This window comes from Paraburkholderia sp. MPAMCS5 (assembly GCF_036016995.1).
Taxonomy (GTDB): domain Bacteria; phylum Pseudomonadota; class Gammaproteobacteria; order Burkholderiales; family Burkholderiaceae; genus Paraburkholderia.
Genome location: NZ_JAYXBK010000023.1, coordinates 35,831 through 60,750, shown reverse-complemented (window position 1 = coordinate 60,750; position 24,920 = coordinate 35,831). Strand labels below are relative to the sequence as shown.

The 24,920-nt window shown below is 63.0% G+C and carries 22 protein-coding genes; 12 read left to right on the top strand and 10 right to left on the bottom strand.

The features are described from left to right. Window positions 1-127 precede the first annotated feature (127 nt). From VOM14_RS29790 to VOM14_RS29780, 3 genes are all read right to left on the bottom strand, one after another. Window positions 128-1,198: a lipocalin-like domain-containing protein gene (locus VOM14_RS29790; RefSeq protein ID WP_327632313.1), complete on the bottom strand. Its 1,071-nt coding sequence runs from the start codon at window positions 1,196-1,198 to the stop codon at window positions 128-130. A 122-nt stretch (window positions 1,199-1,320) separates the two neighbouring features. Beyond that, window positions 1,321-3,894 (bottom strand): FtsX-like permease family protein, encoded by a 2,574-nt coding sequence (locus VOM14_RS29785; protein ID WP_327632311.1) that lies wholly within the window; start codon window positions 3,892-3,894, stop codon window positions 1,321-1,323. Further along, window positions 3,881-4,630: an ABC transporter ATP-binding protein gene (locus VOM14_RS29780; RefSeq protein ID WP_327632310.1), complete on the bottom strand. Its 750-nt coding sequence runs from the start codon at window positions 4,628-4,630 to the stop codon at window positions 3,881-3,883. Before VOM14_RS29780 ends, VOM14_RS29785 begins: the two co-directional genes overlap by 14 nt. Before the next feature lie 613 nt (window positions 4,631-5,243). On the opposite strand from VOM14_RS29780, the gene VOM14_RS29775 reads away from it, so the two are divergent. Further along, on the top strand, window positions 5,244-6,800 hold the full coding sequence (locus VOM14_RS29775) for an NADH-quinone oxidoreductase subunit M (RefSeq protein ID WP_327632309.1): 1,557 nt from the start codon (window positions 5,244-5,246) through the stop codon (window positions 6,798-6,800). A gap of 137 nt (window positions 6,801-6,937) precedes the next feature. On the opposite strand, the gene VOM14_RS29770 is transcribed toward VOM14_RS29775, so the two are convergent. The 3 genes from VOM14_RS29770 to VOM14_RS29760 form a co-directional block, all read right to left on the bottom strand. After that, window positions 6,938-7,189 (bottom strand): hypothetical protein, encoded by a 252-nt coding sequence (locus tag VOM14_RS29770; RefSeq protein ID WP_327632308.1) that lies wholly within the window; start codon window positions 7,187-7,189, stop codon window positions 6,938-6,940. 272 nt (window positions 7,190-7,461) lie between these two features. Beyond that, window positions 7,462-8,151 (bottom strand): HAD family hydrolase, encoded by a 690-nt coding sequence (locus VOM14_RS29765; protein WP_327632307.1) that lies wholly within the window; start codon window positions 8,149-8,151, stop codon window positions 7,462-7,464. Between the two features lie 106 nt (window positions 8,152-8,257). Further along, window positions 8,258-9,709, bottom strand: coding sequence for a cytochrome-c peroxidase (locus VOM14_RS29760; protein ID WP_327632306.1), 1,452 nt, complete (start codon window positions 9,707-9,709; stop codon window positions 8,258-8,260). A 338-nt stretch (window positions 9,710-10,047) separates the two neighbouring features. Between VOM14_RS29760 and VOM14_RS29755 the strand changes: the two genes are divergently transcribed. Beyond that, complete coding sequence (locus VOM14_RS29755; RefSeq protein ID WP_327632305.1) at window positions 10,048-11,064, top strand: SDR family oxidoreductase; 1,017 nt, start codon at window positions 10,048-10,050, stop codon at window positions 11,062-11,064. A gap of 100 nt (window positions 11,065-11,164) precedes the next feature. On the opposite strand, the gene VOM14_RS29750 is transcribed toward VOM14_RS29755, so the two are convergent. Both VOM14_RS29750 and VOM14_RS29745 read right to left on the bottom strand, forming a co-directional pair. Next, window positions 11,165-11,530, bottom strand: a complete 366-nt coding sequence (locus VOM14_RS29750; RefSeq protein ID WP_327632304.1) for a BON domain-containing protein — start codon at window positions 11,528-11,530, stop codon at window positions 11,165-11,167. A gap of 223 nt (window positions 11,531-11,753) precedes the next feature. Then, a complete protein-coding gene (locus tag VOM14_RS29745) occupies window positions 11,754-11,942 on the bottom strand; it encodes a hypothetical protein (protein ID WP_327632303.1) in 189 nt (62 codons plus the stop codon). On the opposite strand from VOM14_RS29745, the gene VOM14_RS29740 reads away from it, so the two are divergent. Beyond that, window positions 11,941-12,258, top strand: coding sequence for a hypothetical protein (locus tag VOM14_RS29740; protein WP_327632302.1), 318 nt, complete (start codon window positions 11,941-11,943; stop codon window positions 12,256-12,258). The two genes, VOM14_RS29745 and VOM14_RS29740, sit on opposite strands and share 2 nt — an antisense overlap. Before the next feature lie 125 nt (window positions 12,259-12,383). Here the strand turns inward: VOM14_RS29740 and VOM14_RS29735 are convergent, their stop codons facing one another. Continuing rightward, window positions 12,384-12,575, bottom strand: a complete 192-nt coding sequence (locus VOM14_RS29735) for a hypothetical protein (RefSeq protein ID WP_327632301.1) — start codon at window positions 12,573-12,575, stop codon at window positions 12,384-12,386. A 169-nt stretch (window positions 12,576-12,744) separates the two neighbouring features. Here VOM14_RS29735 and VOM14_RS29730 point away from each other — a divergent pair, with 169 nt between their 5' ends. The 4 genes from VOM14_RS29730 to VOM14_RS29715 are packed head-to-tail and all read left to right on the top strand — an operon-like array spanning window position 12,745 to window position 16,830. Next, entirely contained in the window at window positions 12,745-13,926 is a 1,182-nt protein-coding gene (locus VOM14_RS29730; protein WP_327632300.1) for a quaternary amine ABC transporter ATP-binding protein, read from the top strand. Next, on the top strand, window positions 13,919-14,821 hold the full coding sequence (choW, locus tag VOM14_RS29725; protein ID WP_327632299.1) for a choline ABC transporter permease subunit: 903 nt from the start codon (window positions 13,919-13,921) through the stop codon (window positions 14,819-14,821). Before VOM14_RS29730 ends, choW begins: the two co-directional genes overlap by 8 nt. Window positions 14,822-14,828: 7 nt before the next feature. Further along, window positions 14,829-15,827, top strand: coding sequence for a GlxA family transcriptional regulator (locus tag VOM14_RS29720; RefSeq protein ID WP_327632298.1), 999 nt, complete (start codon window positions 14,829-14,831; stop codon window positions 15,825-15,827). Between the two features lie 49 nt (window positions 15,828-15,876). After that, entirely contained in the window at window positions 15,877-16,830 is a 954-nt protein-coding gene (locus VOM14_RS29715) for a choline ABC transporter substrate-binding protein (protein WP_327632297.1), read from the top strand. Between the two features lie 84 nt (window positions 16,831-16,914). Here VOM14_RS29715 and VOM14_RS29710 read toward each other — a convergent pair whose 3' ends face one another. Further along, the gene (locus VOM14_RS29710) at window positions 16,915-17,997 is read right to left on the bottom strand and encodes a GlxA family transcriptional regulator (protein WP_327632296.1); all 1,083 of its coding nucleotides are present in this window, start codon (window positions 17,995-17,997) and stop codon (window positions 16,915-16,917) included. A 185-nt stretch (window positions 17,998-18,182) separates the two neighbouring features. On the opposite strand from VOM14_RS29710, the gene VOM14_RS29705 reads away from it, so the two are divergent. The 5 genes from VOM14_RS29705 to VOM14_RS29685 all read left to right on the top strand — a co-directional run bounded on the left by VOM14_RS29705 (window position 18,183) and on the right by VOM14_RS29685 (window position 24,872). After that, the gene (locus tag VOM14_RS29705) at window positions 18,183-19,577 is read left to right on the top strand and encodes an L-serine ammonia-lyase (RefSeq protein ID WP_327632295.1); all 1,395 of its coding nucleotides are present in this window, start codon (window positions 18,183-18,185) and stop codon (window positions 19,575-19,577) included. 66 nt (window positions 19,578-19,643) lie between these two features. Continuing rightward, window positions 19,644-20,888 (top strand): sarcosine oxidase subunit beta family protein, encoded by a 1,245-nt coding sequence (locus tag VOM14_RS29700; RefSeq protein ID WP_327632294.1) that lies wholly within the window; start codon window positions 19,644-19,646, stop codon window positions 20,886-20,888. Between the two features lie 24 nt (window positions 20,889-20,912). After that, the gene (locus VOM14_RS29695; protein WP_327632293.1) at window positions 20,913-21,227 is read left to right on the top strand and encodes a sarcosine oxidase subunit delta; all 315 of its coding nucleotides are present in this window, start codon (window positions 20,913-20,915) and stop codon (window positions 21,225-21,227) included. Further along, complete coding sequence (locus VOM14_RS29690; protein ID WP_327632292.1) at window positions 21,224-24,226, top strand: sarcosine oxidase subunit alpha family protein; 3,003 nt, start codon at window positions 21,224-21,226, stop codon at window positions 24,224-24,226. Before VOM14_RS29695 ends, VOM14_RS29690 begins: the two co-directional genes overlap by 4 nt. After that, entirely contained in the window at window positions 24,216-24,872 is a 657-nt protein-coding gene (locus VOM14_RS29685) for a sarcosine oxidase subunit gamma (RefSeq protein ID WP_327632291.1), read from the top strand. Before VOM14_RS29690 ends, VOM14_RS29685 begins: the two co-directional genes overlap by 11 nt. The last annotated feature ends 48 nt before the right edge of the window (window positions 24,873-24,920 follow it).

Below are 24,920 nucleotides of genomic sequence, written 5' to 3'. Positions count from 1 at the left end.
AGTGCGGATTGCCCGTGTGAAAGTAGGTAATCGTCAGGCTCCCCAGCAGCATCAGAAACCCCACCCCTTCAAGGTGGGGTTTCTGCGTTTACGGCGGCGAAAAACAGACAGAACCCGCAGCCGCCGCTCACTCCTTGCCTATCCGCAGCGCGTTCGCATATCCGGTCAACTCCAGATAAGCCCGTCCCAAATCCGCGCCATCGCGGCTGACGCGCACAGCGCCTTCCCAATACACGGCTCCGGTGGATTGGCGCGAATCGAGTTCCTGATCGTCCATTAGCGGGTCAAGCTGCCATGACAGCGTGCCGGTTTTGACCGTCATCGCAACGGGGTACGACGTATTGGTGCGCGGCGAACGCCATAGGCGGCGTGGTGTGAACTCGACTTCACCTGGGGCGAACGTCGTGACTCGTCCGTCGCGATCGCGCAATGCCGCATGAGCCCATATCGCGTGACCGTCGCGCCTACGCACCTTGAACGCCATCAGCGCGGAACCGTCGGCGAGGTTCGCGCCAAGCCAGTCCCAACCCACCGCATTCGCGTCGAGCAAGGTACTCGACCATTCGTGATCGAGCCATGCCGCGCCGGTCACTGCCGTGTCGCCTTGCGATCGACCCTCTTGAGTCGCTGGGCGCATCACGCTGCCGGACACACGCAATTGCGGCTCGCTATAGTAGTAGCTCGCCTCGTCAGGCCGCGGACCTTTGCGTGAGTATCCGCGTTCGCCCTGAACCAACGGTGCTTGCGTTGGCATGAGCGTCAGATGCAATGCGAATCCGCTGGCGTCGACGCTGACGTCATACCGGCCATCGGGGGCTCGCACGATCTTCCATGCGTCAAGCTTGACGTCGGTGTTGGCGCGCTTTGCATAAGCGAGGCCGAAACCCTCGCGGCCAATCCGCTGATCGTGCACAAGGTGACCGAGTGCCGGATCGCTAAGCGCTGCGTGCGCGATGATCAATTGAGAAGGCGCAAAAGCACTCGGGTCGGCGGCGTCATGACCGGTTGCAGAGCGAAAGAACGTGATCTGAAAGCCGAGCGGACGATTGTCGGGCGTAGTGAGCCAGCCGGTCGCGTACCACCACTCGGTGCGAAAGTGAGCGTGCGAGCCGGTGTCCATTGGTAGCGCGATGGGATGATCTTTCGTGACCGGTGCGAATTCCGTTGATGCCCCAAAGGCCAACGGCATACCCAGCATGCCGGCAACCAGCAAGCCGGAAGTGAAGAGACGCTTGCGTCGAAAGCGCGTGGACGAAACAGCAATGCTAGCAGCCACATTCGTCACTGGTTCGTGCGCCAGAAAACGCAGCACGGTTCGCATCACCAGTCCTCCTTTACCGCGCGCACCGCATCCACGGAGACCGCGCCGCGTCCTGCCATCACCGCAGTCGAGCATGACGAAGCCAGCATCACCCATGCGACCGTGCCGAGCACGCTCCACGGTACATGCAATGACATGCTCCAATGAAACGACTGCGGATTAACGACGAATACCAGAATCAGGCTGATCGCGAATCCGAGCATGAAGCCCATCGCGATCCCACACGCCGTGAGCATGCCGCCCTCAAGCGCGAGAATGGCGAAGATCTGCGAGCGCGTCACGCCGACGTGCCGCAGCATGCCGAACTCTCTGGCGCGCGCGAGCGTCTGTGCGGAAAACGTTGCGGCCACACCGAACAAGCCGATCACGATCGCGACCGCTTCGAGAAGATAAGTCACCGCGAAACTTCGGTCGAAGATCACGAGCGTGCGTGCGCGAATCTCGCCCGGCTGCGAGACGCCCAACGTCGCGCCGAAAGGCAGTGCGCGCAGTCCCGCGATCACGCGCTCGACGCTCGCGCCGCGTGCAATCGTAATTGCCGCATCGGTGACATTCGTATCGGCAATGAGGCGCCGGTAATCGGTCAGCCGTATCTGGATGGCGCCGGTCTGCCGCACATAATCGCGCCATACGCCGGCCACGGCGAACACATGTCCACGTTCGCCGAGCGGCAGGCGAATACGCTGTCCGACCCGATATCCATACAGATCAACCATTGCTTCGGACACCCAAACAGGTGTTTCGTCGTCGTGTAGTTCACGAGGCGACAGGACGGGTCCCGTCATTTGCAGATTCGCGCCGGGATTGGCCGCGTCGATTTCGCGCGCCAGTACGGCCACGTCCGGCCGCGCCGGGTCGAGCGTGATATGCGAGGTGCGCGCAAACGCAGCGCTTGCAATGCCCGGAACGCCGGCGATCTGGGTCTGTTCATCGGGGCTCAAGCCGCCCGTGTCGCCGTTCTCCGCCACACGCACATAGAGATCGGCCGATAGCAGATGAACCAGCCAGTCTTCAACGGACACGCGAAAGCTCGCCACCATGATGGCCATTGCCACGATCAGCGCAAAGCTCGACAACACGCCGCCCATTGCAATCGACGCATGACCCGGCGCATTCGCGAGACGCGCGAGCGCAAGCGTAGGCGCTGCGCCGCCACGTCGCCGGGTTGCGGAAATCCGGCTCGCCGCGCCGAAGATGAATGCGGTGACGCGCGGCATCAACGCAATCCCGCCGATGAGCAACAGCGCGACAGCGACATAGCCGCCAATCGGCGCGTCGAACCACGGCGGCGCTTGCGTCAGAAGCGCGGCGGCCAACAGGCATAGCAAGGCAGGCCACGGCGTGGCGAGCCGCGCGAGCGCGCCTTCTTCGGCACCCGCCTTCAGCGCCGCGGCGGGCCGCGCCCGCGCCGCCTCGAGTGCGGGCGCAAGACTGCCGAGGACCGACACGGCGATGCCCAGCAGCAAAAAGATGGCGCTCGCGAGCGGTTCGAAGCCGACTCGCGGTTGCACGCCGGGAAAATAACCGCCGCCCAGATCGCTGCCGAAAAAGCGCAGTGCGCCCGCAGCGAATGCATAGCCGAGCGCGAGGCCGCACAGTGAACCGAGCAGGCCGAGCAGCGCGCCCTCCAGCAAGATCTGACGCAGCAGTTGGCCGCGTGTCAGTCCGAGCACGCGCAGCATCGCGAACTGCGCGCGGCGGCGCACCACGCTCAAAGCCTGCGTCGAAAACACGAGGAATGCGCCGGTGAAAAGCGCGACCAGCGCGAGCACGTTCATATTGATTCGATACGCGCGCGAGAGCCGGTCCGTGCGGCTTTCAATATCGCGTGCTTCGGCAACGATCCACTGGTTGCCCAGCGCCGCTTGCAGATTCCGCTTGAAGCGTTCGCGCTCGACCCCACGCTTGAGCCGCACATCGACGCGAGAGAGTTTGCCGAGCTTGCCGAACTTCCACTGCGCGGCGGCAATGTCCATGATCGCAAGCCGTTGTCCTGGTCGCGTTCTGACGATGCCGCCCGCCACACGAAAATGCACGATCGAGGTGCCGCTTTGCAGCGCCAGCACATCGCCGGTTTTGACCTGCAGCCATTGCTGCGCGGCGGTGGAAAGAAAGATGGCGTCGGAGGCGAGCGTGTCGAAAGGACGCTCGGTCGAAGGCACGCCGGTCAGATCGGGCGCAATGCGGCTTGCCTTGAACACGTCGATGCCGAGTACCGGTAAAGCGGCGTGCTGTTCGGGCACGGTCACGTCCAGCGCGAGAACGGGACTCGCGAGCGCCACGCCGTCGTGCGTGGCGAGACGCGGATAGATCGCCTCGTCGATGAGAGGTTGAGCGCCGCGCACCTGCAGATCCGCTTCACCGGAGAGGCTGCGCGCCGCAGCCGAGAACTCGGTGAAGGCGGCACTGTTGATCAGTTGCACCGCATAGCCGAGCGCCACGCCGAGCGCGATCGTTGCGATTGCAACGAGGGCGCGTCCGCGATGACTGCGCCATTCCGCGCCGAGCAGCCAGCGCGCGAGCACACGTTGCCCGCGCATGCGTGAGAAGCGGTGCGAATCAGCGGGCGTCATCGGCTGAACGAGCGGGGCTTCGCGGGCCGTATTGGGCGCGCGAAAGCGAGGGCGCTTCCGAAGCGGCGTGCAAGCCGCCTTCGCTCAGAATCATGATGCGGTCGGCCACGGCGGCTGCGGCTTCCGAGTGCGTGACCATCATCGTGGCCGCGCCGGTCGCCTTGCTTTGCGCGCGAAACAGCGCGAGCACTTCGTGCGCCGTATCGGGATCGAGATTGCCGGTCGGTTCGTCGGCGAGAATCAAAGTAGGGCGATGCACGAGCGCTCGCGCAATCGCGACGCGTTGCAATTCGCCGCCGGAGAGTTGCCGCGGAAAATCGCCGCCACGACCGCCCAGGCCGACCTCGGCGAGCATGTCGAGCGCAACGGCGGTATCGAGTTCGTTGAGCAGCAGCGGCAGCGCCACGTTTTGCGCGAGCGTGAGATGCGGCAGCACGTGAAAGGCCTGAAACACGAAACCCAGTTTCTGCCGACGCAAACGCGTCGCGGCATTGTCGTCGAGTCGCGAGACGGCGGCGCCGTCGATCATCACGTCGCCGCTGTCCGCGCGGTCGAGGCCGGCGATCAGATTGAGCAGCGTCGATTTGCCGACGCCCGAGTCGCCCATGATCGCGACGAACTCGCCTCGCGCCAGCGTGAAGTCGAGTTTCGCCAGCACGATGCGCCCGGCGCCGTACGTCTTGCTCAGTCCGTGGCACTCGAGCGCGGGAACGACAACTTCGTCACGAAGCACCATGCGTTGTCCGGAGAGGATGGCCGAAGGCGGGTTATCGCCGCAGTATATTCGGCTTCTGTAAGGTGCGTCGAAGCGGCGGCTCGCGATGCACGCGCAGTCTCGAACGACGCTTTCCTCACGCGATTCCTTCATTCGAGGCATCGCATGAATAAAAAATATTTACTTCGAATACGGCGCGTATTGCCTTCGGTGAGGCAAAAAGTCGGCCCGAAAAAAGCTCTCGTGCGAGCACGGCCCTTTCGCGGTCGTGAGCGCCCACGGCGCCCGCAGGAAACGTCCGCGAACCGTCGCCTAAAAAGCCGCTTTTGCGGACAACTTCTCCAGCCGAAAGCTATGAAGAAATGTCTTGTGCAACTGCACATTTTTCGGCGTTTCGCAAGAGGTGGCCGTCGCAACAATGCATTGTCCAGTGTTTTTGCGCAATGTTGCGCTGCAAAAGTATCCTTAACTTGGTAATCTCCCACCCTCGTCACTCGACTGCGGGTAAACGTGAAGTTTGGCAGCGCCACTTCCACGTCACTTCGCTAAACGCAAGCCTACAACGCCATTTCAATTCTTTCTTCCGCGAAAGCATTGATGCGGCGTTTTGTATCTCTAGTTTTCGACAGCGCACATGCCATTGCCTCTTCTTAGCCTACTCATCTGGATTCCCATCGTCGCGGGCCTGGTCGTTTTGCGCGCCGGCTCCGACGCGGCGCGCGGCCGCACGCGGTGGCTCGCATTGATCGGCGCCGTGGCGGGTTTCGTCCCGGTGATTCCGCTCGTGACGAACTTCCGCAACGACGTGACGACGATGCAGTTCGTCGAGAACGTCCGCTGGTCGCCGACCTTCGATATCGCGTGGCATGTGGGTGTGGACGGGATCTCGCTGTGGCTCGTCGCGCTGACCGCGCTTACCACGATCGTCATCGTGGTCGCGTCGTGGGAGTCGATCACCGAGCGGACCGCGCAATACTTCGGCGCATTCCTGATGTTGTCGGGTTTCATGCAAGGCGTCTTTACGTCGCTCGACGGCATGATGTTCTTCGTGTCGTTTGAAGCGACGCTGATCCCGCTGTATCTGCTGATCGGCACGTGGGGCCAGGCGAATCGCTCGTATGCGGCGGTGAAGTTCTTCTTCGTGTCGTTCCTCGGCTCGCTGATGATGCTGATGTCCATGCTGTATCTGTACAGCCAGACGCACAGTTTCGACCTCGCGCTGTGGCGCGAAACACGCCTTGGCATGATGCCGCAGGTGCTCATCTTTCTCGGCTTCCTCGCTGCGTTTGGCGTGAAGGTGCCGATGTGGCCGCTGCACACGTGGCTGCCCGACGTTCACCTCGACGGGCCCACCGGCGCCGCCGTGATGATCGGCATGCTCAAGCTCGGCGGCTATGGTCTGTTGCGTTTCGCGTTGCCGATCGCACCGCAGGCAAGCCACTTTTTCGCGCCGATGATGATCACGCTCTCGCTCGTCGCCGTGATCTACGCGAGCCTTCTTGCGCTCGTGCAGACCGACATGCGCCGCCTGCTCGCGTATTCGACGGTGGCGCACATGGGCCTCGTCACGCTCGGTCTGTTCGTGTTCAACCGCATCGGCCAGGCCGGCGCGATCGTGCAGATGCTGTCGTATGGCGTGGTGTCCGGCGCGATGCTGCTGTGCACGGGCATGTTGTACGACCGCACGAAAACCGCTGCTATCGCCGAGTATGGCGGTGTGGCGAACACCATGCCGCGCTTCGCCGCGTTCGTGATGCTGTTTTCGATGGCCAATATCGGCTTGCCCGGCACCTCGGGTTTTGTCGGCGAATTCATGGTGCTGATGGGCACGATCCGCTTTAACTTCTGGATCGGCGCGATGGCGGCGTCCACCTTGATCCTGAGCGCGGCCTACACGTTGTGGATGTACAAGCGCGTCATTTTCGGCGCGATTGCCAATGCGCGCGTTGCGAAGCTGAAAGACCTCGGCAGCCGCGAGTTCGTCCTGCTCGGCGCGATGGCGTTGCTGGTGCTTGCAATCGGACTCGATCCGAAGCCTTTCACCGATGCCATCGATCCCTCGGTCGGCACGCTGCTCGCGCAATCGGAGCGCTCGACGCGTCCTTCGGGCACCGATCCGGTCGATGGGGGCGAGCACTTGCAGGCGGCCGCGCCCGCGCCGGTTGTCGCGGCAACGCGGACGCCGGGCTGATCTTGCGGTGTTCGTGACGCGCTTGGTACATGATGGGTACATGATCGGCACGCGCCTGGCAGCTCACCTCCGGCAACACCTGATCAAACGCCAACAGCGCGGCCGGCTTCTCGACACCGCAAGCCGGCGCGCGCGCCTCACAGCGGAATGATCTTTCGTTCCGGCGGCGATGGCATGCCGAACCAGGGCATCGGCGTCGGTCCGCAACCGGGATGAAACAGTGGTTCTTCGTTCCAGCCGCCGCGAACGATAATCGGCGGAACAATGCCGCCATGGCAAGGCACGGGCACAACCGGCTTCAGACAGGCGATACCGCCGCGCACGGAACGCGAGCGGGCTGCGTCGAGCTCATGCACGCGTGCAAGGTCTTTGAGGATCAAGGTGGTCATGATGAGTCTCCGGGAAAGAATGGGCACTGAGCGCGGACGCAACCGCGCTCAGGCTTTCCACTTGCACACACCATGCCATTCGGCGACAAGCAGCGAGCGCTGCACTTCATGCGGGCTCGCGTGCCTGAAGTGCCGATGAAGTGCCGATGAAGTAATCACGCAGTGACCATCAAGCAATCACGAAGTGACCGCTGCCGGCCAACTCGCCACGCGACAGTGTCGTCGACTTCCCGACACTCGCTGCATGTGCCGACCTTCGTCAGCGCCGACATTTACGCGGCGCCGCGCCACTCGGCGAGCAGGCGCGGCAGCTCCGCCATGTCGCGGAACACCTGAACCACACCTACTTCACGCATCGCAGCGGCGCTGCTATGACCGGGTTCGTTCGGGCAGTAGCCAAACACCGTTGCACCCGCCGCCACGCCCGCCGTGGCGCCCGTCACCGAGTCTTCGACCACGGCGCAGCGTGCCGGGTCCACATCGAGCGCCGCCGCCGCCGCGAGATAGACATCGGGAAACGGCTTGCTGCGCGGCATTTCGTGACCGCTGAAGATGTGTCCTTCGAAGCAGTCGGCAATACCCGCCTTGTTCAGTTGTAGTTCGATCTTGACGCGGTCCGCGCCGGATGCCACCGCAATGCGTCCATTCAACGTGGCGTGAAGCGAGCGCACCGCCGTGACCGCGCCGGGAATCGCCGTCAGATCCCGATCGAGCGCTGTATTGCGGCGCGCGCGGAATTGCGCGAGCCAGTCGGTCGTAATCGCAACGCCCGTGCGCGCTTCGATCAACGCGGCTTCGTCCTTCACCATCTTGCCCACGAAAATGCGCATCGTCTCTTCGATGCTCAACTGCCAGCCCAGCTCGCCGAGCATCTCCGCGAGCACGCGGGCGGTAATCGGTTCGGAATCGACGAGCACGCCGTCGCAGTCGAAAAGTACCGCGTGAAAAGGGAAATAGGCCATCGGGGAGGGTATCGGAAGAGATTGCGGAACCGGCAAGGATACCGCACCGGGCCGGGCCGCGTTGCTTCGCGCTGCGCGCTCGCAAGCTCGCGCGCGGCGCGAAGCTTCAGGAACCGTTCACCCGATAACCGTCGCTCAACGTCTTCATGAACGCGATGATGTCCTGAATGTCCTCGTCGGTCATCGCGGGCTGATCGCCCGGTTTGCGGTCGAAGGGCGCGTCGGCGACATCCACGTTCGCGTGATACTGCGGCGGCAGATCGTTGTACTTCCGTACCTTGCCTGATGCATCGCGCGGATAGATCTTTTCAGGCGACGTGTTGCGCAGATTGTAGAAATCCATCACCTGTTTCAGGTCGTGATAGACGCCGTTGTGAAAGAACACCTTGCGGTTCGCGGCATTGCGCAAGGTCGGCGTGAGGAACATGCCGCAGTACTGGGTCTGTTTCGAGAGGTCCTCGCGAAACGGGCCGCATACGCCCATATCGAAGAACTGCGGGTCCTTGTTGGCGGGAATGGCTGGATTGCGCGGCACGCCGAGCGCTTCGTATTGCGTGTCGGTGAAAACCGGCGGCAAGCCGTCCTTGCCCGGCTGACTCAGATGGCAACCGGCGCAGTTGGCCTTGTCCTTGTCGTTGAACAACTGCAGACCGTGCAGCTCGGCATGGGTGAGCCGCGCCTTGCCTTCGAGCCAGTAGTCGTACTTGCTCGTGAATGCATGGAACGACGATTCTTCGATCTGATAACGCCCGACCGCGAACATCGCCTCGGAGATCAGCAGGCTCGGATTGGCGGCAATGGACGGCCCGAAGAGCTGCTTGAACCGGTCGAGGTAGCGGGTTTGCAGCAGCTTGCGCGCGACGTCTTCCGGCGTTCTGTTGGCCATCTCGACCGGGTTCGTCAGCGGACCGATTGCCTGGTTCTGCAAAGTATCGGCGCGGCCGTCCCAGAAGAGGCCGCCTTGCGGCACCATCGCCGGAGCGGCGGGCGCGGCGAGGGCGGTCTTCTGCGCGCGCTGCACGCCGGCTGCCTGCGAGGCGAGTTGCGTCAGATCCACCGGCGCGTCGGTGTCGCCCTGATCGGGGCCGATGCTGAACGGCGCCTGCCGATATAGATACGTGAGCGAAGGCGGCGGCCGATAGCCCGCTTCGCTCATATGCGCGCCGCCGAGCTGCACGGGAAACGCGTTGTCCGGCGCGTACGAATTCTTCGGCGAGTGACACGACGCGCACGACTGCGTGCCCGAAGCCGACAGCGTCTGGTCGTAAAAAATCGCTTTGCCGAGCAATGCGACGGCGCTCAGCGGCGCGCTCGGCGGCCGCATCAGTTGCACGGGGTGAGGATTCGCGCCCGTGATCTCCTCGACGATCGCGCCGACCGAAGCCGGCATACGCTCGGGATAAACAAGCGCATACACGCTACAGGCCACAGCCGCGACAACGATGCCTGCCGCGCTCCATGCAAGCAGCCTGAGTGCAGGGCCGCGCGTGCGAGCGCAGCCCGGTTCATCGCCGGTGGGAAGCGTCGGCGGCAGGGCGGCGTCTGAAGGTTGGTTCATGGCGATGATGACAGGTGCACGCGTGGACCTCGCTGGGATATTGTTTGTGGGGTGTGCGGCTGCGCTTCCCGACGCGGCACGCCGCGTTCCCGACCAGCTGTCGCGCATTGAAGCATTCGGTGATTAAAATTTAAGGACGCACATATTACGGCGGCTCTCGATTGCCATTCATTTGCATAACGCCTGCTGTCGTTGCGCTGACGGCGTGCTGCAAGTACTCGGGCGCCTGCCCGTGTTCGAAGCGACGTTCGCGAAACCGGTGCGGCATGCGAAATGCTTCTTCAGGCGGCGAGGCACATGCGCTGCCGCAATCCTTTCTCTCCTTCGAGGATTCCGCCATGATAGTGAAGCTCAAACCGATCGCCCAGCAGGTCATCGTGATTACCGGTGCGACGAGCGGCATCGGTCTTGCGACCGCGCGCCTCGCCGCGAGCCGCGGAGCACGCGTAATGCTGATTGCGCGCGACGAAGCAGCGCTCGGCGCGCTCGCCACGCAACTCGGCGATCAGGGCGCGCTCGTCGACTACGCGGTCGCCGACGTGAGCCACGCCGAGCAGTTGCAAGCCGCCGCCGACAAGGCGATTGAGCGCTTCGGCGGTTTCGACACATGGGTGAACAATGCGGGCGCGTCGATCTTCGGGCGTTGCGCGGACGTGCCCATCGACGAGCAGAAACAATTGTTCGAGACCAACTTCTGGGGCGTCGTGCAGGGATCGACGATCGCGCTCAAACACCTCAGGCAGCGCGGCGGCGCATTGATCAATCTGGGCAGCGAACTCTCCGACATCGCGATACCGTTGCAGGGCGCGTATGTCGCGTCGAAGCATGCAGTGAAGGGCTACACCGACACCTTGCGCATGGAACTGATCGAAGAGCGCGCACCGGTCTCGGTCACGCTCATCAAGCCGTCCGGCATTCATACGCAGTTCGTCGAGCATGCGCGCAATCATCTCGATGTGCAGCCCAAGCTGCCCGCGCCGCTCTATGCACCGGATATCGTCGCTAAAGCCATCCTGCATGCCGCGGCGACGCCGGTTCGCGATCTGTATGTGGGCGGCGCATCGGCGGCCATGGTCACGTTCGCGCGCCGGGCACCGAATCTGTATGACCGTGTGATGAGCCGCTTCGGCATTGCATCGCAACGCACGAAGGAGCCGCCGCGCACGTCGCAGGGAAATCGCGGCACGGAAGGCGCATTGCGCGAGCGTTCGGGACAGAAGCGCAAGGTGTTCGAATCGAGCTTGTATACGCAGGCATCGATGCATCCGAAGCACACCGCATTGCTCGCGGCGGGAGCCGCGGCGGTGTGGATGCTTGCGCGTTACGCGAGGGCGTCGAATTCGCGGCGCGCCTGACATCGCGAAAAGGGAAGCGCCGCATGTGCGAAACACATTCGACGCGCAACCCTTCGTGGTCCGATGCAATTGACAGGACGCCATTCAAGTCGAGGCGCGCTTAACCGCCGCCTTTCGGATTGGCCACCGTCAGCTTGTTGGAGACCGACTTCACGCCGGAGACATTCTTCGCCACATCCTCGGCTTGCGGAATCTGCGCGCCGTCGGGCACCGATCCGCTCAATGTCACCGCGCCGCCGCGCGCGCGAACAAACACGTTCGACACGTCGAAGCCTTGCGTTTTGGAGAGCGCCTTGCGCACGTCGAGACCGAGTTTGCGGTCTGCTTTTTTCACGGTTTTCGTGCGCGATGTCGACGAATTCATCTCGCCGGACGACGCCGCATCGCTCGATTGTGCATAAGCACTCGACGCGGTCGCCACACACAATGCAATGCCGAGCGCCTTTAAAAGATTGACTGTTTTCACGTTTTCTCCATCCTCGAAAAGTTGATGTCGCTTCGTTGCATGCAAAAAAAGACGCGCCTGTGAGCAGCAATTCGCTCAACGGGGAGCATCCTGTGTTGTAGAAAAGCGCTGCCGTGGCGCTCCCGGCGCGCTTAAACAATAGGTCAGCGCGCGCGCTCATGCAGGAAAAACTCATGGCACGGAATACATGTGCGTTTCGCGCCTGCCGATGCGATCAGGCCTGCTAATTGCGTTTCGTCACGATCATCGCGTTGCGGGATTGCCCGCATTCAACGGCACCGTTATGCGATGCGCCGTTTGGCATTAAGCTCTGAACGGCGAGCCGCGCCGGATGCGGCGCGGACCACGCAACAGGGAAAGCAGAGTTGCAAACAACCTTGAACGCCATTGCCAACTTGAGGGAGTCAGCCATGAAGCGCGTTGCTATCAGACAGATCATGCTCGGCCTTGCGGTCACCACCATGGTGGCCGGCGGCATTCCGCTCGCAGCCGCCCAAACGGCCAGCGACACCGCCGCGCAAACCACGCAGCCCACCGCAAGCAGCAGCGCGAAGCCCACCAAAGCCGAGCGCAAAGCGGCGCGCAAGCAGGCTCGCGCAAAGAAGAACGCAGAGTTGAAGAAGCTGGAAGACGCCGGTTATCAGCCGACTCAAAACGATCCGAACTACCCGAACAACCTTCAAAAAGCCCAGAAAAAGGCTGGTATGGGCACGGGCGCGAGCCAGTAATGATCGGACATGAGCTCGCGGCGAGTGTCGTCGTTGCGGCGGCGCTCGCTTGCGGCTCCTCTATGGCAGGCGCTTTTTGACTGAACAAAGCGAGTGGCTTCCCCAGCCGCTTCACCGCCACCACTTCACCAGCCGCTCAAAAAATCGACTGTTGCATTGCCGCGGCGCCGCGTTTCATACTTCTTTGCACCCTTCGCGAATGTTTTTTCGCTGAACCAAGCCTTCATTTGGCTTGGAACGACATGCGGCGAGCGCGCTGCATGCGTCGGCGAAAGCCTTGTCCAGCAGGGCTCCCAGCCGACGGCAATAGCGTTCATGCGACATGGGTGTCGTATTTCCACATGTGGTTGTCGCAAATAGTCGGCTAGTCGCACTTTTTTCTGGCAACTATGTATGCACAGCGCGGACGGAGGTCCGCCACGCAGCTTTGCATGGGACCAGGGTCAGTGCCTTGCGCTGACTCTGGCCGACATAGGAGAGCATTCAATGAATTCCCCCAAGGTCGTGGTCGAAGGGCTGTGCAAGGTGTTCGGCACTAACCCGAAACAGGCGCTCGGCATGCTGGCAGGCGGCGCGACGAAAGAAGAAGTCTTCGCACGCACGGGCCAGATTGTCGGCGTCCACAACGTATCGTTCGAAGTAAAGGAAGGCGAGATCTTCGTGCTGATGGGCCTGTCCGGCTCCGGCAAGTCGACGCTGATTCGCCTGATCAATCGGCTCGTCGAGCCGTCCGCGGGCAAGGTGCTGATCGACGGGCGCGACGTGGCAAGCGTGCCGCGCTCCGAACTCACGGCGCTGCGCCGCAAGGACATGAGCATGGTGTTCCAGTCCTTCGCGCTGATGCCGCAACGCACCGTGCTGTCCAACGCGTCGTTCGGGCTCGAAGTGGCGGGCATGGGCAAGAAGGAGCGCGAAGCGCGCGCGATGACCGTGCTCGAACAGGTCGGCCTCGCGCCGTTCGCGCAGAAGCTGCCCGCGCAACTCTCGGGCGGCATGCAGCAGCGCGTGGGCCTCGCGCGGGCGCTGGCGGTCAACCCGTCGCTGATGATCATGGACGAAGCGTTCTCCGCGCTCGATCCGCTCAAGCGCAAGGAAATGCAGAACGTCCTGCTCGATCTTCAACGCGAGCAGCAACGCACCATTCTTTTCGTCTCGCACGATCTCGAGGAAGCGATGCGCATCGGCACACGCATCGCAATCATGGAAGGCGGCAAGGTGGTGCAGATCGGCACGCCGCAGGAAATCATCACGAACCCGGCCGACGACTACGTGCGCGCCTTCTTCGAAGGCATCGACACGAGCCGCTATCTGACCGCCGGCGATCTGATGCAGACCGACGCGGTGCCGCTCATGCACTCGCATTCGCCGCAAATCGACGCCTCCAGCGTGGCGGCCACGCTCAACGGCAGTGCCGAATACGCGTTCGTGCTCGACGGCCAGCGCAAGATTCGCGGCTTCGTGAGCCGCGATGACATGGGCAGCGCGTCGCCGAAACTGAATGTCGTCGAATGCATCCGGCGCACCACGCCGCTCGACGATGTGGTCCAGCGCGTGGTGGCGAGCCGCGCGCCTTTGCCGGTCGTCGAAGCAGACGGCTCCTACTGTGGTTCGGTCAACAAGACGAACGTGCTGCACGTTCTCACGCGCCATCGAGGTTCCCATGTCTGAAATCATTCCACTTGGCGCCTGGGTCGATCACGGCGTTCACTATCTGCTCGACCACGACGCGAAAACTTTCGATTCGATCGGCAAGGTCATCGAGAACTTTGCGGCGATCATCGAACACGGTTTGCAAGCCGTGCCGATGTGGGCGCTGATGACGTTCTTCGTCGGCATCGGTTTGTGGCGAGTGGGCTGGCGCTTCGCGCTCTTCACCTTGCTCGCGATGCTGCTCATCTACGGCACCGGCTTCTGGGATCAGATGGTAATCACGCTGGGCCTCACGCTGTCGTCCACCTTGATCAGTCTCGTGTTCGGCATCCCGCTCGGCATCTGGACCGCGAAGAGCCGCACAGTCGAAATGATCGTGCGCCCCGTGCTCGACCTGATGCAGACCATGCCCGCGTTCGTCTACCTGATTCCGGCGGCGATGCTGTTCGGCCTCGGCCGCGTTCCCGGCATTCTCTCCACGGTGATCTTCGCGATGCCGCCCGCGGTGCGTCTCACGTCGCTCGGCATCAAGCACGTGAACCGCGAAATTGTCGAAGCGGGGCAGGCGTTCGGTTGCACGCCGTGGCAACTGCTCTACAAGGTGCAGGTGCCGAACGCGCTGCCTTCCATCATGACGGGCGTGAACCAGACCATCATGATGGCGTTGTCGATGGTGATCATCGCGTCGATGGTCGGCGCGGGCGGTCTCGGCAACGACGTGCTGGCCAGTATTCAGCGGCTCGACATCGGCCTCGGCTTCGAAAGCGGACTCTCGGTCGTGATGCTCGCGATCATTCTGGACCGCATCACGGAAAGCTTCGGCCGCTCGCCCGGCATGGCGCGTGCGCCGCTCTTCTCAGGCTTGCGCAATCTGATGAAGGTGCGCCGCACGCCGGCGGCGCAACATAGCTGAGCGGACCATGAAGCGCGACGCGATCACGCCGGTCGAGGCCCCGTCCGATTCGCCGCTCGCGAAGCTCGCACACGTCGGCTTTCTGACGCTGCCGAACTTCTCGATGATCGCGTTCACGAGCGCGGTCGAGGTGCTGCGCATGGCCAACTACGTGGGCCGCGCGGAGCACTACCGCTGGTCGGTGATCACGCCGGACGGCGAGCCGGCGCGGGCCAGCAACGGCATCACAGTGAAGCCGACCACGACGCTCGCGCAAGCGGGCATGCCCGACGTGCTGATTGTGTGCGCGGGCTGGCATGTGCGCGACTATGTTAACGACACGGTGATCGCTTTGCTGCGCGACGTGGCGGCCCAGGGCATACCGCTTGGCGGCATCTGCACGGGGCCGTTCGCGCTGCTCGCGGCGGGACTGCTCGACGGTTATCGCTGCACCGTGCACTGGGAAGACATGTCGCCGCTGCACAAGAGCTATCCGCATGTTCGTTTCGCCGACGAACTGTTCGTGATCGATCGCGACCGCATGACCTGCACGGGCGGCACCGCGCCGCTCGATCTGATGCTGAACCTGGTCGGCATGCGCCTCGGCCACGCGGTCGCGGCGCAGGTGTCCGAGCAGTTCATCGTGGAAAGAATTCGCGGCTCGACGGATTACCAGCACATTCCCGTCGATGCCCGCGTGGGTTTCTCGCGCGCCGAACTGATCGAGGTCGTGCGGCTGATGGAGGCGAACATCGAAGAGCCTTTGTCGCTCGACGAACTCGCGCGGCTCGTGAATCTGTCGCAACGTCACTTGCAGCGCATGTTCAAGATGTTCCTGAGCGTGTCGCCGACGCATTACTACCTCACCTTGCGTTTGCGCCGGGCGCGTGAACTGCTGCGCAATACCGACGCGTCGATCGCGCGTGTCACGGCCGTGTGCGGGTTTCATTCGCCGTGTCATTTCAGCAAGGCGTATCGCGCGCAGTTCGGACATGCGCCGAGCGTGGAGCGGCGTCTGTCGGCGTAATAGAGCAAGTCAACAACAAATCCAGCATCCATCACCCTGAGGAACCGCCATGAATCGTCTGTGGGCCGCGTCGTTGTGCGCGCTGTCTTTCTCGTGTGTCACGTCTGTCTCCCCTGTTTTCGCGGCCGATCCCGCCACATGCCGCGACGTGCGCTTCGCCGATGTGGGCTGGACCGACATCGCGGCCACGACCGGACTGGCATCGACGGTACTCGAAGGGCTCGGCTACAAGCCGACCAAGACCATCGCGTCCGTGCCGATCACCTTTGCAGGTGTGAAGAGCAAGCAGATCGACGTATTCCTGGGCTACTGGTCGCCGACCATGGACCCGATGATCGACCCGTTCAAAAAGGCCGGCCAGGTGAATGTGCTGCCCACGCCGAACCTCACGGGCGCGAAGTACACGCTGGCCGTGCCGGACTACGCTTATCAGGCCGGCATCAAATCGTTCGGCGACATCGCGAAGAACTACGACAAGCTCGACGGCAAGATCTACGGTATCGAGCCGGGCAACGACGGCAACGCGCTGATCAAGAAGATGATCGACAGCAACCAGTACGGGCTCGGCAAGTTCAAGCTGGTCGAGTCGAGCGAGGCGGGCATGCTGGTCGAGGTGAACCGCGCGATCCGCGAGAAGAAGCCGATCGTGTTTCTCGGCTGGGAACCGCATCCGATGAACGTGCAGATGAAAATGGACTATCTGTCCGGCGGCGACGACGTCTTCGGCCCGAACTACGGTGAAGCGAAAGTGATGACAGTCACGCCGACCGACTACGCGACGCGTTGCCCGAACGTCGCGAAGCTCGTGTCGAATCTGCATTTCACGACCGACATTGAGAACCACGTGATGCTGCCGATCATGAACAAGACGGACCCGAACAAAGCCGCGCGTGAATGGCTGAAGGCGAATCCGGCGGTGCTCGACCAGTGGCTCGCGGGCGTCAAGACATTCGACGGCAAGGACGGTTTGCCGGCGGTCAAGGCGTATGTAGCAGGGAAGTGACGTTGGATTTTCGCGCGGCGCGGGCCGCGCGAATCTCGTCGCGTATCATTTTCAGGCCTCGAAACAAGGCTCGAAATGCGATTTTCAGATCGCCTGCGCCCGGCCCGGAAACGTCTCGTCGTAATCCGCGCCGTGTTCCGTTTCGGCCGGCGTGCCGCCTTGCTCGCGATACATCATGGGCGGTAGGCCGAATTGCTTGCGGAATTCGCGGCCCAGATGCGACGCGTCGGAGAAGCCGCAACTCGACGCAATGTCGGCCACGCTTTTATCGGAACTCGTCAACAACCATGCGGCGGTGCGCAAACGCACCTGCTTCGCGTACGCCTGCGGCGCCTTGCCGGTTTGCGCCTTGAAAAGCCGCTCCAATTGACGCGGCGACAGGTCCAGCTTGCGCGCGAGTTCGTCGAGCGAGAGGGAGCGCCCTACATGTTGTTCCATCAGCAGAATCGCGCGCTTCACTTTCGGATGCGTAGCGGGCGCGAGTCCGGGCGGATGCGGCTGGGGCGCATTGCCTTTTTGCATATCGTCGACGAGCAGAATGCGCAGCGCCTTCTGCACGGTCGCCGTTTCAAAGTGACGCAACAGAATGGCCGCGGCCACGTCGATCGACGCGCGGCCGCCCGAACACGTAATGCGCCGCCGGTCGATCACGAACAGCCGGTCGGCCACCAGCGCCTCTTCATTGACCGACGGAAATCGCTCGATGAAATCCCAGTAGTGGAACCAGCTCACACAAATGCGATAACCGTCGAGCACGCCCGCGCGCATCAGCGAAAACACGCCCGTGCACATGCCGACGAGCGTCGCATTGTTCGCGGCCGCGCGGCGAATGAAAGCGAGCGTGGCGTCGCTCGCGGCCGGCCCGGAATGCAGCAGTCCGCCCACCACGACCACGTAATCGAACGGCTCGGCTTTGTCGAAGGTTTGCCATGGCGTGATCTGGATGCCGCAACTCGCGCGCACCGGAGCAAGGGTTTCCCCTATCACGCTCCATGAACAGCGCACCGGTTTGCTGAAGTCGCCTTCGTCCGCGGAAAGGCGCAACAGGTCGACGAAACCCGAAAACGCGGTCAGCGTGAAGTTCGGCAGCAGGATGATGCCAAAGCGGATGCGCTCTTTCGGCGTGCCGTCGATGGATAGAGGAGGAAGCGATTCAGCGGAGTTCATGCATGCAGCCGGAGCAGAAAAAGTTGAGCCAAGCATAGCACCGGGAAAGCGCCACAGCGCCCTTGACGCCGCTATCCCACTGCCATGCCGTTTTTATTCTATCGGTTCAATTTGACGTGCGGTGCAATAGGGCCTGTTGAAACGCAACTCCCGCCCACCCGACATTGCAACGCACAAGGCACGCCATGAACGTCAGCGTCTTCGATCTGTTCAAGATCGGTATCGGTCCCTCAAGCTCGCACACGGTCGGGCCGATGATTGCTGCTTGCCGTTTCGCGTCGCATATCGAAGATGCCAATCTGCTCGCCTTCGTGCGCCGCGTCAAAGTCGAGCTGTTCGGCTCGCTCGGCGCGACCGGCAAAGGCCACGGCACGGACAAGGCGGTGCTGCTCGGGCTCGAAGGCAATCTGCCTGAACTGATCGACCCGGACGTGATCGAGCCGCGTTTGCAGGTCATTCGCGAGACGAAGCAACTCGCGCTGCTCGGCAAGCATCCGGTGAAATTCGACGAGCGCGAGCATCTTGGCTTTTTCCGCAAGCTGATGCCGGGCGCGCCGGGTTCGGGCATCGTGCATCCGAACGGCATGCGCTTTCAGGCTTTCGACGAAAACGGGCAACTGCTGGTCGAAAAAGAGTACTACTCGATCGGCGGCGGCTTCGTGGTTAATCGCGAGGGCGATCGGGTGAACGGCGTGCGCGGCGGCGCGGACGTGCCGCATCCGTTTCGTACCGGCGACGACCTGATGCGCGTGTGCCGCGAAACCGGCCTCTCGATCGCGCAGCTCACGCTGAAGAACGAATGCGCGTCGCGGCCCGAACAGGAAGTGCGCGACGGCCTGCTCGCGATCTGGCGCGCCATGTCGGCATGCGTCGAGCGCGGCTGCAAGGTGCGCGGCGAGCTGCCCGGCCCGATGCACGTGAAGCGCCGGGCGGCCGACTTGTGCGCGCAATTGCGCTCGCGCTCGGAAGAGTCGCTGCGCGATCCGCTGTCGATGCTCGACTGGGTCAACCTGTATGCCATGGCCGTCAACGAAGAAAACGCCGCGGGCGGGCGCGTCGTCACGGCGCCGACCAACGGCGCGGCCGGCGTGATTCCGGCCGTGCTGCACTACTACGTGAAGTTCATGCATGCGTCGAACGACGAAGGCATCGTCGACTTCCTGCTGACCGCTGCCGCGATCGGCATCATCTACAAGGAAACCGCGTCGATCTCCGGCGCCGAGGTGGGCTGCCAGGGCGAAGTGGGCGTGGCCTGCTCGATGGCCGCCGCGGCGCTCGCCGCCGTGATGGGCGGCACGCCGACGCAAGTTGAAAACGCAGCGGAAATCGGCATGGAGCACAACCTCGGCATGACCTGTGACCCGGTCGGCGGGCTCGTGCAGATTCCGTGCATCGAACGCAATGCAATGGGCGCGATCAAGGCGCTCAACGCCGCGCGCATGGCCATGAAGGGCGACGGCCAGCACTACGTATCGCTCGACAACGTAATCAAGACGATGCGCGAAACCGGCGCGGACATGAAGACGAAATACAAGGAGACGTCGCGCGGCGGGCTCGCTGTGAACGTCATCGAATGTTGAACCACGATTTGCCTGTTTCATGAAGCACCGAGCACCTGGCACCGACAGTACCCACAAGGATCAATGATGAGCCGCTATTCGATATTCAGCCTCTTGCGCAACGGGATGTCGTATCACGAGAACTGGGAACGGCAATGGAAGAGCCCGGAGCCCAAACGCGAGTACGACGTGGTGATCGTCGGCGGCGGCGGACATGGTCTTGCCACGGCCTACTACCTGGCAAAAGAACATGGCGTGCGCAATGTCGCCGTCCTCGAAAAGGGGTGGATCGGCGGCGGCAATACGGCGCGCAATACGACCATCGTGCGCTCGAACTACTTGTGGGACGAATCGGCCGCGCTCTATGAGAAGGCCATGAAACTGTGGGAAGGTCTCTCGCAGGATCTGAACTACAACGTGATGTTCAGCCAGCGCGGCGTGATGAATCTCGCGCATACGCTGCAGGACGTGCGCGACACCGAGCGTCGCGTGAATGCGAACCGCCTGAACGGTGTGGACGCCGAATTCCTCACGCCCGCGCAGATCAAGGAACTCGAACCGACCATCAACCTGAATAGCCGCTACCCGGTGCTGGGCGCATCGATCCAGCGGCGCGGCGGCGTGGCGCGTCACGACGCGGTGGCCTGGGGCTTCGCGCGCGGCGCGGACCAGGCGGGCGTCGACATCATCCAGAACTGCCAGGTCACGGGCATTCGCCGCAACGGCAGCCAGGTGACGGGCGTCGACACCACGAAGGGTTTCATCAAGGCGAAGAAAGTCGCGATCGTGGCGGCGGGCAATACCACCACGCTCGCCGATATGGCCGGCGTGCGCCTGCCGCTCGAAAGCCACCCGTTGCAGGCACTGGTGTCCGAGCCGATCAAGCCGGTCGTCAATACCGTTGTGATGTCGAACGCGGTGCATGCGTATATCAGCCAGTCCGACAAGGGCGACCTCGTGATCGGCGCGGGCGTCGATCAGTACGCGGGTTTCGGTCAGCGCGGCAGTTTTCATATTATCGAAGGCACGCTCGAAGCCATCGTCGAAATGTTCCCGGTGTTCTCGCGCGTGCGGATGAACCGGCAGTGGGGCGGCATCGTGGATGTCTCGCCGGACGCGTGCCCGATCATCAGCAAGACCGACGTGAAGGGGCTGTATTTCAATTGCGGCTGGGGCACGGGCGGCTTCAAGGCCACGCCGGGGTCGGGCTGGGCCTACGCGCACACCATCGCGAAGGACGAGCCGCATGCGCTGAACGCGGCGTTTTCGCTAGACCGTTTCTACACGGGCCATCTCATCGACGAACACGGCGCCGCCGCGGTCGCCCACTAACATCACGCACACGGAGAAAACCAGATGCTGCTGATCGAATGCCCGTGGTGCGGGCCACGCGCCGAAACCGAATTTTCCTGCGGCGGCGAAGCGGACATCATGCGTCCGCTCGACACCGACAAACTCACCGACAAGGAATGGGGCGACTACCTGTTCATGCGCAAGAACCCGCGCGGCGTGCATCGCGAGCAATGGATGCATACGCAAGGCTGCCGCCGCTGGTTCAAGGCCCAGCGCGACACGGTGAGCTACGAGATCCAGGGCTACGAGACGTTCGAGCGTCCGCTGCTCAAGATGGACAGCAACGAGGCCAAGGCACAAGAGGGCAAGACGCAATGAGCCAGACAGACCGACTCCCGAATGGCGGGCGCATCAACCGCGCAATGCCGCTCACGTTCACGTTCAACGGCCGCCAGTATCAGGGTTATCAGGGCGACACGCTGGCTTCCGCGCTGCTCGCGAACGGCATGCACTTCGTCGCGCGCAGCTGGAAATATCACCGGCCGCGCGGCATCGTCACCGCGGGCGTGGAAGAGCCGAATGCCGTCGTGCAACTCGAAACCGGCGCGTACACGGTGCCGAATGCGCGCGCGACCGAAGTCGAGCTGTATCAGGGGCTCGTGGCGAACAGCGTGAATGCGAAGCCGAGCATCGAGAAAGATCGCATGGCGGTCAATCAGAAGATCGCGCGTTTCATTCCGGCGGGCTTCTACTATAAGACCTTCATGTGGCCGCGCAAATTCTGGCCGAAGTACGAAGAAGTGATCCGCGACGCGGCCGGTCTCGGCAAGGCGCCGGAGCATCTGGATGCCGACCGCTACGACAAGTGCTTCGCGCATTGCGACGTGCTGGTGGTCGGCGGCGGGCCGACGGGTCTCGCGGCCGCGCATGCAGCGGCGCTGTCCGGCGCGCGCGTGACGCTCGTCGACGATCAGCCGGAACTCGGCGGTTCGCTCCTGTCGTGCCGCGCGGAGATCGACGGCAAGCCTGCGTTGCAGTGGGTGCACAAGATCGAAGACGAACTGCGGCAAATGCCCGACGTGAAGATTCTTTCGCGCAGCACCGCGTTCGGCTATCAGGATCACAACCTCGTGACGATCACGCAGCGTCTGACCGAGCATCTGCCCGTGTCGCAACGCAAGGGCACGCGCGAGCTGATGTGGAAAATCCGCGCGAAACGCGTGATTCTCGCGACCGGCGCGCACGAGCGGCCCATTGTGTTCGGCAATAACGATTTGCCGGGCGTGATGCTCGCTTCGGCCGTCTCGACGTATCTGCATCGCTATGCGGTGCTGCCGGGCCGTAATGCCGTGGTGTTCACGAACAACGACGACGGCTATCAGTGCGCGCTCGATCTGAAAGCAGCCGGCGCGCAAGTGACCGTGATCGATCCGCGCGCGGGCGAATCGCGGGGCACGCTGCCCGCACTCGCGCGCCGTTATGGCGTGAAGGTGATCGGCGGCGCCGTGATCACGGCGGCGCACGGCAAACTGCGCGTGGCATCCGTCGATGTCGCTGCGTATGCGAACGGCCAGGTCGGCGCGAAGCAAGGCGAGTTGAGCTGCGATCTGCTCGCGATGTCGGGCGGCTGGAGCCCCGTGCTGCATCTGTTCGCGCAATCGGGCGGCAAGGCGCACTGGCATGACGGCAAGGCCTGCTTCGTGCCGGGCAAGGCGATGCAGCCCGAAACCAGTGTGGGCGCGTGTGCGGGCGACTTCACGCTGGGCCAGGGCATTCGTTTCGCCGTCGATGCGGGCTGCGAGGCGGCGCGCGCCGCGGGCCACATCGTCAAGCGGCCGAATCCGGTGCAGGTCGCCGAGATCAGCGAGTCGAAGATGCAGCCGCTGTGGCTCGTGGGCGGCCGCGAACTGGCGACGCGTGGGCCCAAGCAGTTCATCGACTTCCAGAACGATGTGTCCGCCGCGGATATTTTCCTCGCTGCGCGCGAAGGCTTCGAATCGGTCGAACACGTCAAGCGTTATACGGCGATGGGCTTCGGCACCGACCAGGGCAAGCTCGGCAATATCAACGGCATGGCGATTCTCGCGCAGGCGCTCGGCAAGACGATTCCCGAGACCGGCACCACGACGTTCCGCCCGAATTACACGCCCGTTACGTTCGGCACATTCGCGGGCCGCGAGCTGGGCGAGTTTCTTGATCCGGTGCGCAAGACGGCGGTGCATGAATGGCACGTGGAAAACGGTGCGGAATTCGAGGACGTCGGCAACTGGAAGCGCCCGTGGTACTTCCCGAAGAAGGGCGAAGACCTGCATGCCGCCGTTGCGCGCGAATCGCTCGCGGTGCGTCAGAGCGTGGGCATTCTCGATGCCTCGACGCTCGGCAAGATCGACATTCAGGGCCCCGATTCCGCGAAGCTGCTGAACTGGGTGTACACGAATCCGTGGAGCAAACTCGAAGTCGGCAAGTGCCGATACGGTCTGATGCTCGACGAAAACGGCATGATCTTCGACGACGGCGTGACCGTGCGCCTCGGCGAACAGCACTACATGATGACGACCACCACCGGCGGCGCGGCGCGCGTGCTCACGTGGCTCGAACGCTGGCTGCAAACGGAATGGCCGGACATGCGCGTGCGTCTCGCGTCGGTGACGGACCACTGGGCGACGTTCGCCGTGGTCGGCCCGAACAGCCGCAAGGTCTTGCAGAAGGTCTGTCAGGACATCGACTTTTCGAATGCGGCGTTCCCGTTCATGAGCTATCGCGAAGGCACGGTGGCGGGCGCGGCTTCGCGTGTGATGCGCATCAGCTTCTCGGGCGAACTCGCGTATGAAGTGAACGTGCCCGCGAATGTCGGGCGCGCAGTGTGGGAAGCGTTGATGGCGGCGGGCGCTGAATACGACATCACGCCGTACGGCACGGAAACCATGCACGTGCTGCGCGCGGAGAAGGGCTACATCATCGTCGGCCAGGATACCGATGGTTCGATGACGCCTTACGATCTCGGCATGGGCGGACTCGTCGCGAAGTCGAAGGACTTTCTCGGCAAGCGTTCGCTCACCCGCTCGGACACCGCGAAGTCAGGGCGCAAGCAACTGGTGGGATTGCTCGCGGACGACCCGAACCTCGTGATACCGGAAGGCTCGCAGATCGTCGCCGGTCCGTTCCAGGGCGACACGGCGCCGATGCTCGGCCATGTCACGTCGAGCTATTTCAGCCCCATTCTGAAGCGCTCGATCGCGATGGCGGTAGTGAAGGGCGGCCTCGACAGGATCGGCGAAACGGTCACGATTCCGCTTTCGAGCGGCAAACAGATTGCAGCGAAGATCACCAGCTCGGTGTTCTACGACAGTGAAGGAGCGCGTCAACATGTGGAATGAAACTAAAGCGGCGGCGACTGTCGTGGATCGCGCGGTCGGCAAGCAAACGGGCGTGTGGCAGGAGTCGCCGCTGGTTGGCGTCGACGCGCTCGTGAGGAAGCATCAGTCCACTGCGTCCGCGGCGTTCAGATTGAGCGAGCGGCCGTTTCTCGAACTCGTGAACGTGCGCGGCGACACGCGCGATCCCGCGTTCGTGCAAGCGGTGGAAAGCGTGCTCGGCTGCAAACCGCCCGCGAAGGCCAACACGGTTGTGCGCGGCAATGGCTACGACATGCTGTGGCTCGGCCCCGACGAATGGCTCGTGCGTTCGGCAACGGCGCACGACGCGGCGCGCACCGCGCCGTTGCAGGCGAAGCTCGGCGCTGCGTTTGCAGGGGTGTTCGCGTCGGCGGTGGATATCGGCAGCGGCTATACGGTGCTCGAAATCGACGGCACGCGCGCGCGTGAAGTGCTGTCGCGCGGCTGTCCGCTCGATCTGCATCCGAACCTGTTCGGCGACGGGCAGTGCGCGCAAAGTCACTACTTCAAGGCATCGATCACGCTGCTGCCCACGGGCGCGGACAGTTTCGACATCGTCGTGCGGCGCAGCTTCGCGGATTACTTCGTGAAGATCATGCTCGACGCAGCCGAACCGCTGATGTCGTGACGCGGCGCGCGGTGTTCTCACGCACCGCGCGCGGCTTTTGCGGCGCTG

Bases quoted from the DNA above. Each gene is read 5' to 3' on its own strand.
- VOM14_RS29765 (WP_327632307.1), bottom strand. From the start codon at position 8,151: ATGGCCTATTTCCCTTTTCACGCGGTACTTTTCGACTGCGACGGCGTG.
- VOM14_RS29690 (WP_327632292.1), top strand. From the start codon at position 21,224: ATGAGCCAGACAGACCGACTCCCGAATGGCGGGCGCATCAACCGCGCA.
- VOM14_RS29760 (WP_327632306.1), bottom strand. From the start codon at position 9,709: ATGAACCAACCTTCAGACGCCGCCCTGCCGCCGACGCTTCCCACCGGC.
- VOM14_RS29740 (WP_327632302.1), top strand. From the start codon at position 11,941: ATGAAGCGCGTTGCTATCAGACAGATCATGCTCGGCCTTGCGGTCACC.
- VOM14_RS29745 (WP_327632303.1), bottom strand. From the start codon at position 11,942: ATGGCTGACTCCCTCAAGTTGGCAATGGCGTTCAAGGTTGTTTGCAAC.
- VOM14_RS29715 (WP_327632297.1), top strand. From the start codon at position 15,877: ATGAATCGTCTGTGGGCCGCGTCGTTGTGCGCGCTGTCTTTCTCGTGT.
- VOM14_RS29730 (WP_327632300.1), top strand. From the start codon at position 12,745: ATGAATTCCCCCAAGGTCGTGGTCGAAGGGCTGTGCAAGGTGTTCGGC.
- VOM14_RS29695 (WP_327632293.1), top strand. From the start codon at position 20,913: ATGCTGCTGATCGAATGCCCGTGGTGCGGGCCACGCGCCGAAACCGAA.
- VOM14_RS29700 (WP_327632294.1), top strand. From the start codon at position 19,644: ATGAGCCGCTATTCGATATTCAGCCTCTTGCGCAACGGGATGTCGTAT.
- VOM14_RS29770 (WP_327632308.1), bottom strand. From the start codon at position 7,189: ATGACCACCTTGATCCTCAAAGACCTTGCACGCGTGCATGAGCTCGAC.
- VOM14_RS29775 (WP_327632309.1), top strand. From the start codon at position 5,244: ATGCCATTGCCTCTTCTTAGCCTACTCATCTGGATTCCCATCGTCGCG.
- VOM14_RS29710 (WP_327632296.1), bottom strand. From the start codon at position 17,997: ATGAACTCCGCTGAATCGCTTCCTCCTCTATCCATCGACGGCACGCCG.
- VOM14_RS29720 (WP_327632298.1), top strand. From the start codon at position 14,829: ATGAAGCGCGACGCGATCACGCCGGTCGAGGCCCCGTCCGATTCGCCG.
- VOM14_RS29705 (WP_327632295.1), top strand. From the start codon at position 18,183: ATGAACGTCAGCGTCTTCGATCTGTTCAAGATCGGTATCGGTCCCTCA.
- VOM14_RS29790 (WP_327632313.1), bottom strand. From the start codon at position 1,198: ATGCTGGGTATGCCGTTGGCCTTTGGGGCATCAACGGAATTCGCACCG.
- VOM14_RS29785 (WP_327632311.1), bottom strand. From the start codon at position 3,894: ATGACGCCCGCTGATTCGCACCGCTTCTCACGCATGCGCGGGCAACGT.
- VOM14_RS29735 (WP_327632301.1), bottom strand. From the start codon at position 12,575: ATGAACGCTATTGCCGTCGGCTGGGAGCCCTGCTGGACAAGGCTTTCG.
- choW (WP_327632299.1), top strand. From the start codon at position 13,919: ATGTCTGAAATCATTCCACTTGGCGCCTGGGTCGATCACGGCGTTCAC.
- VOM14_RS29755 (WP_327632305.1), top strand. From the start codon at position 10,048: ATGATAGTGAAGCTCAAACCGATCGCCCAGCAGGTCATCGTGATTACC.
- VOM14_RS29685 (WP_327632291.1), top strand. From the start codon at position 24,216: ATGTGGAATGAAACTAAAGCGGCGGCGACTGTCGTGGATCGCGCGGTC.
- VOM14_RS29780 (WP_327632310.1), bottom strand. From the start codon at position 4,630: ATGGTGCTTCGTGACGAAGTTGTCGTTCCCGCGCTCGAGTGCCACGGA.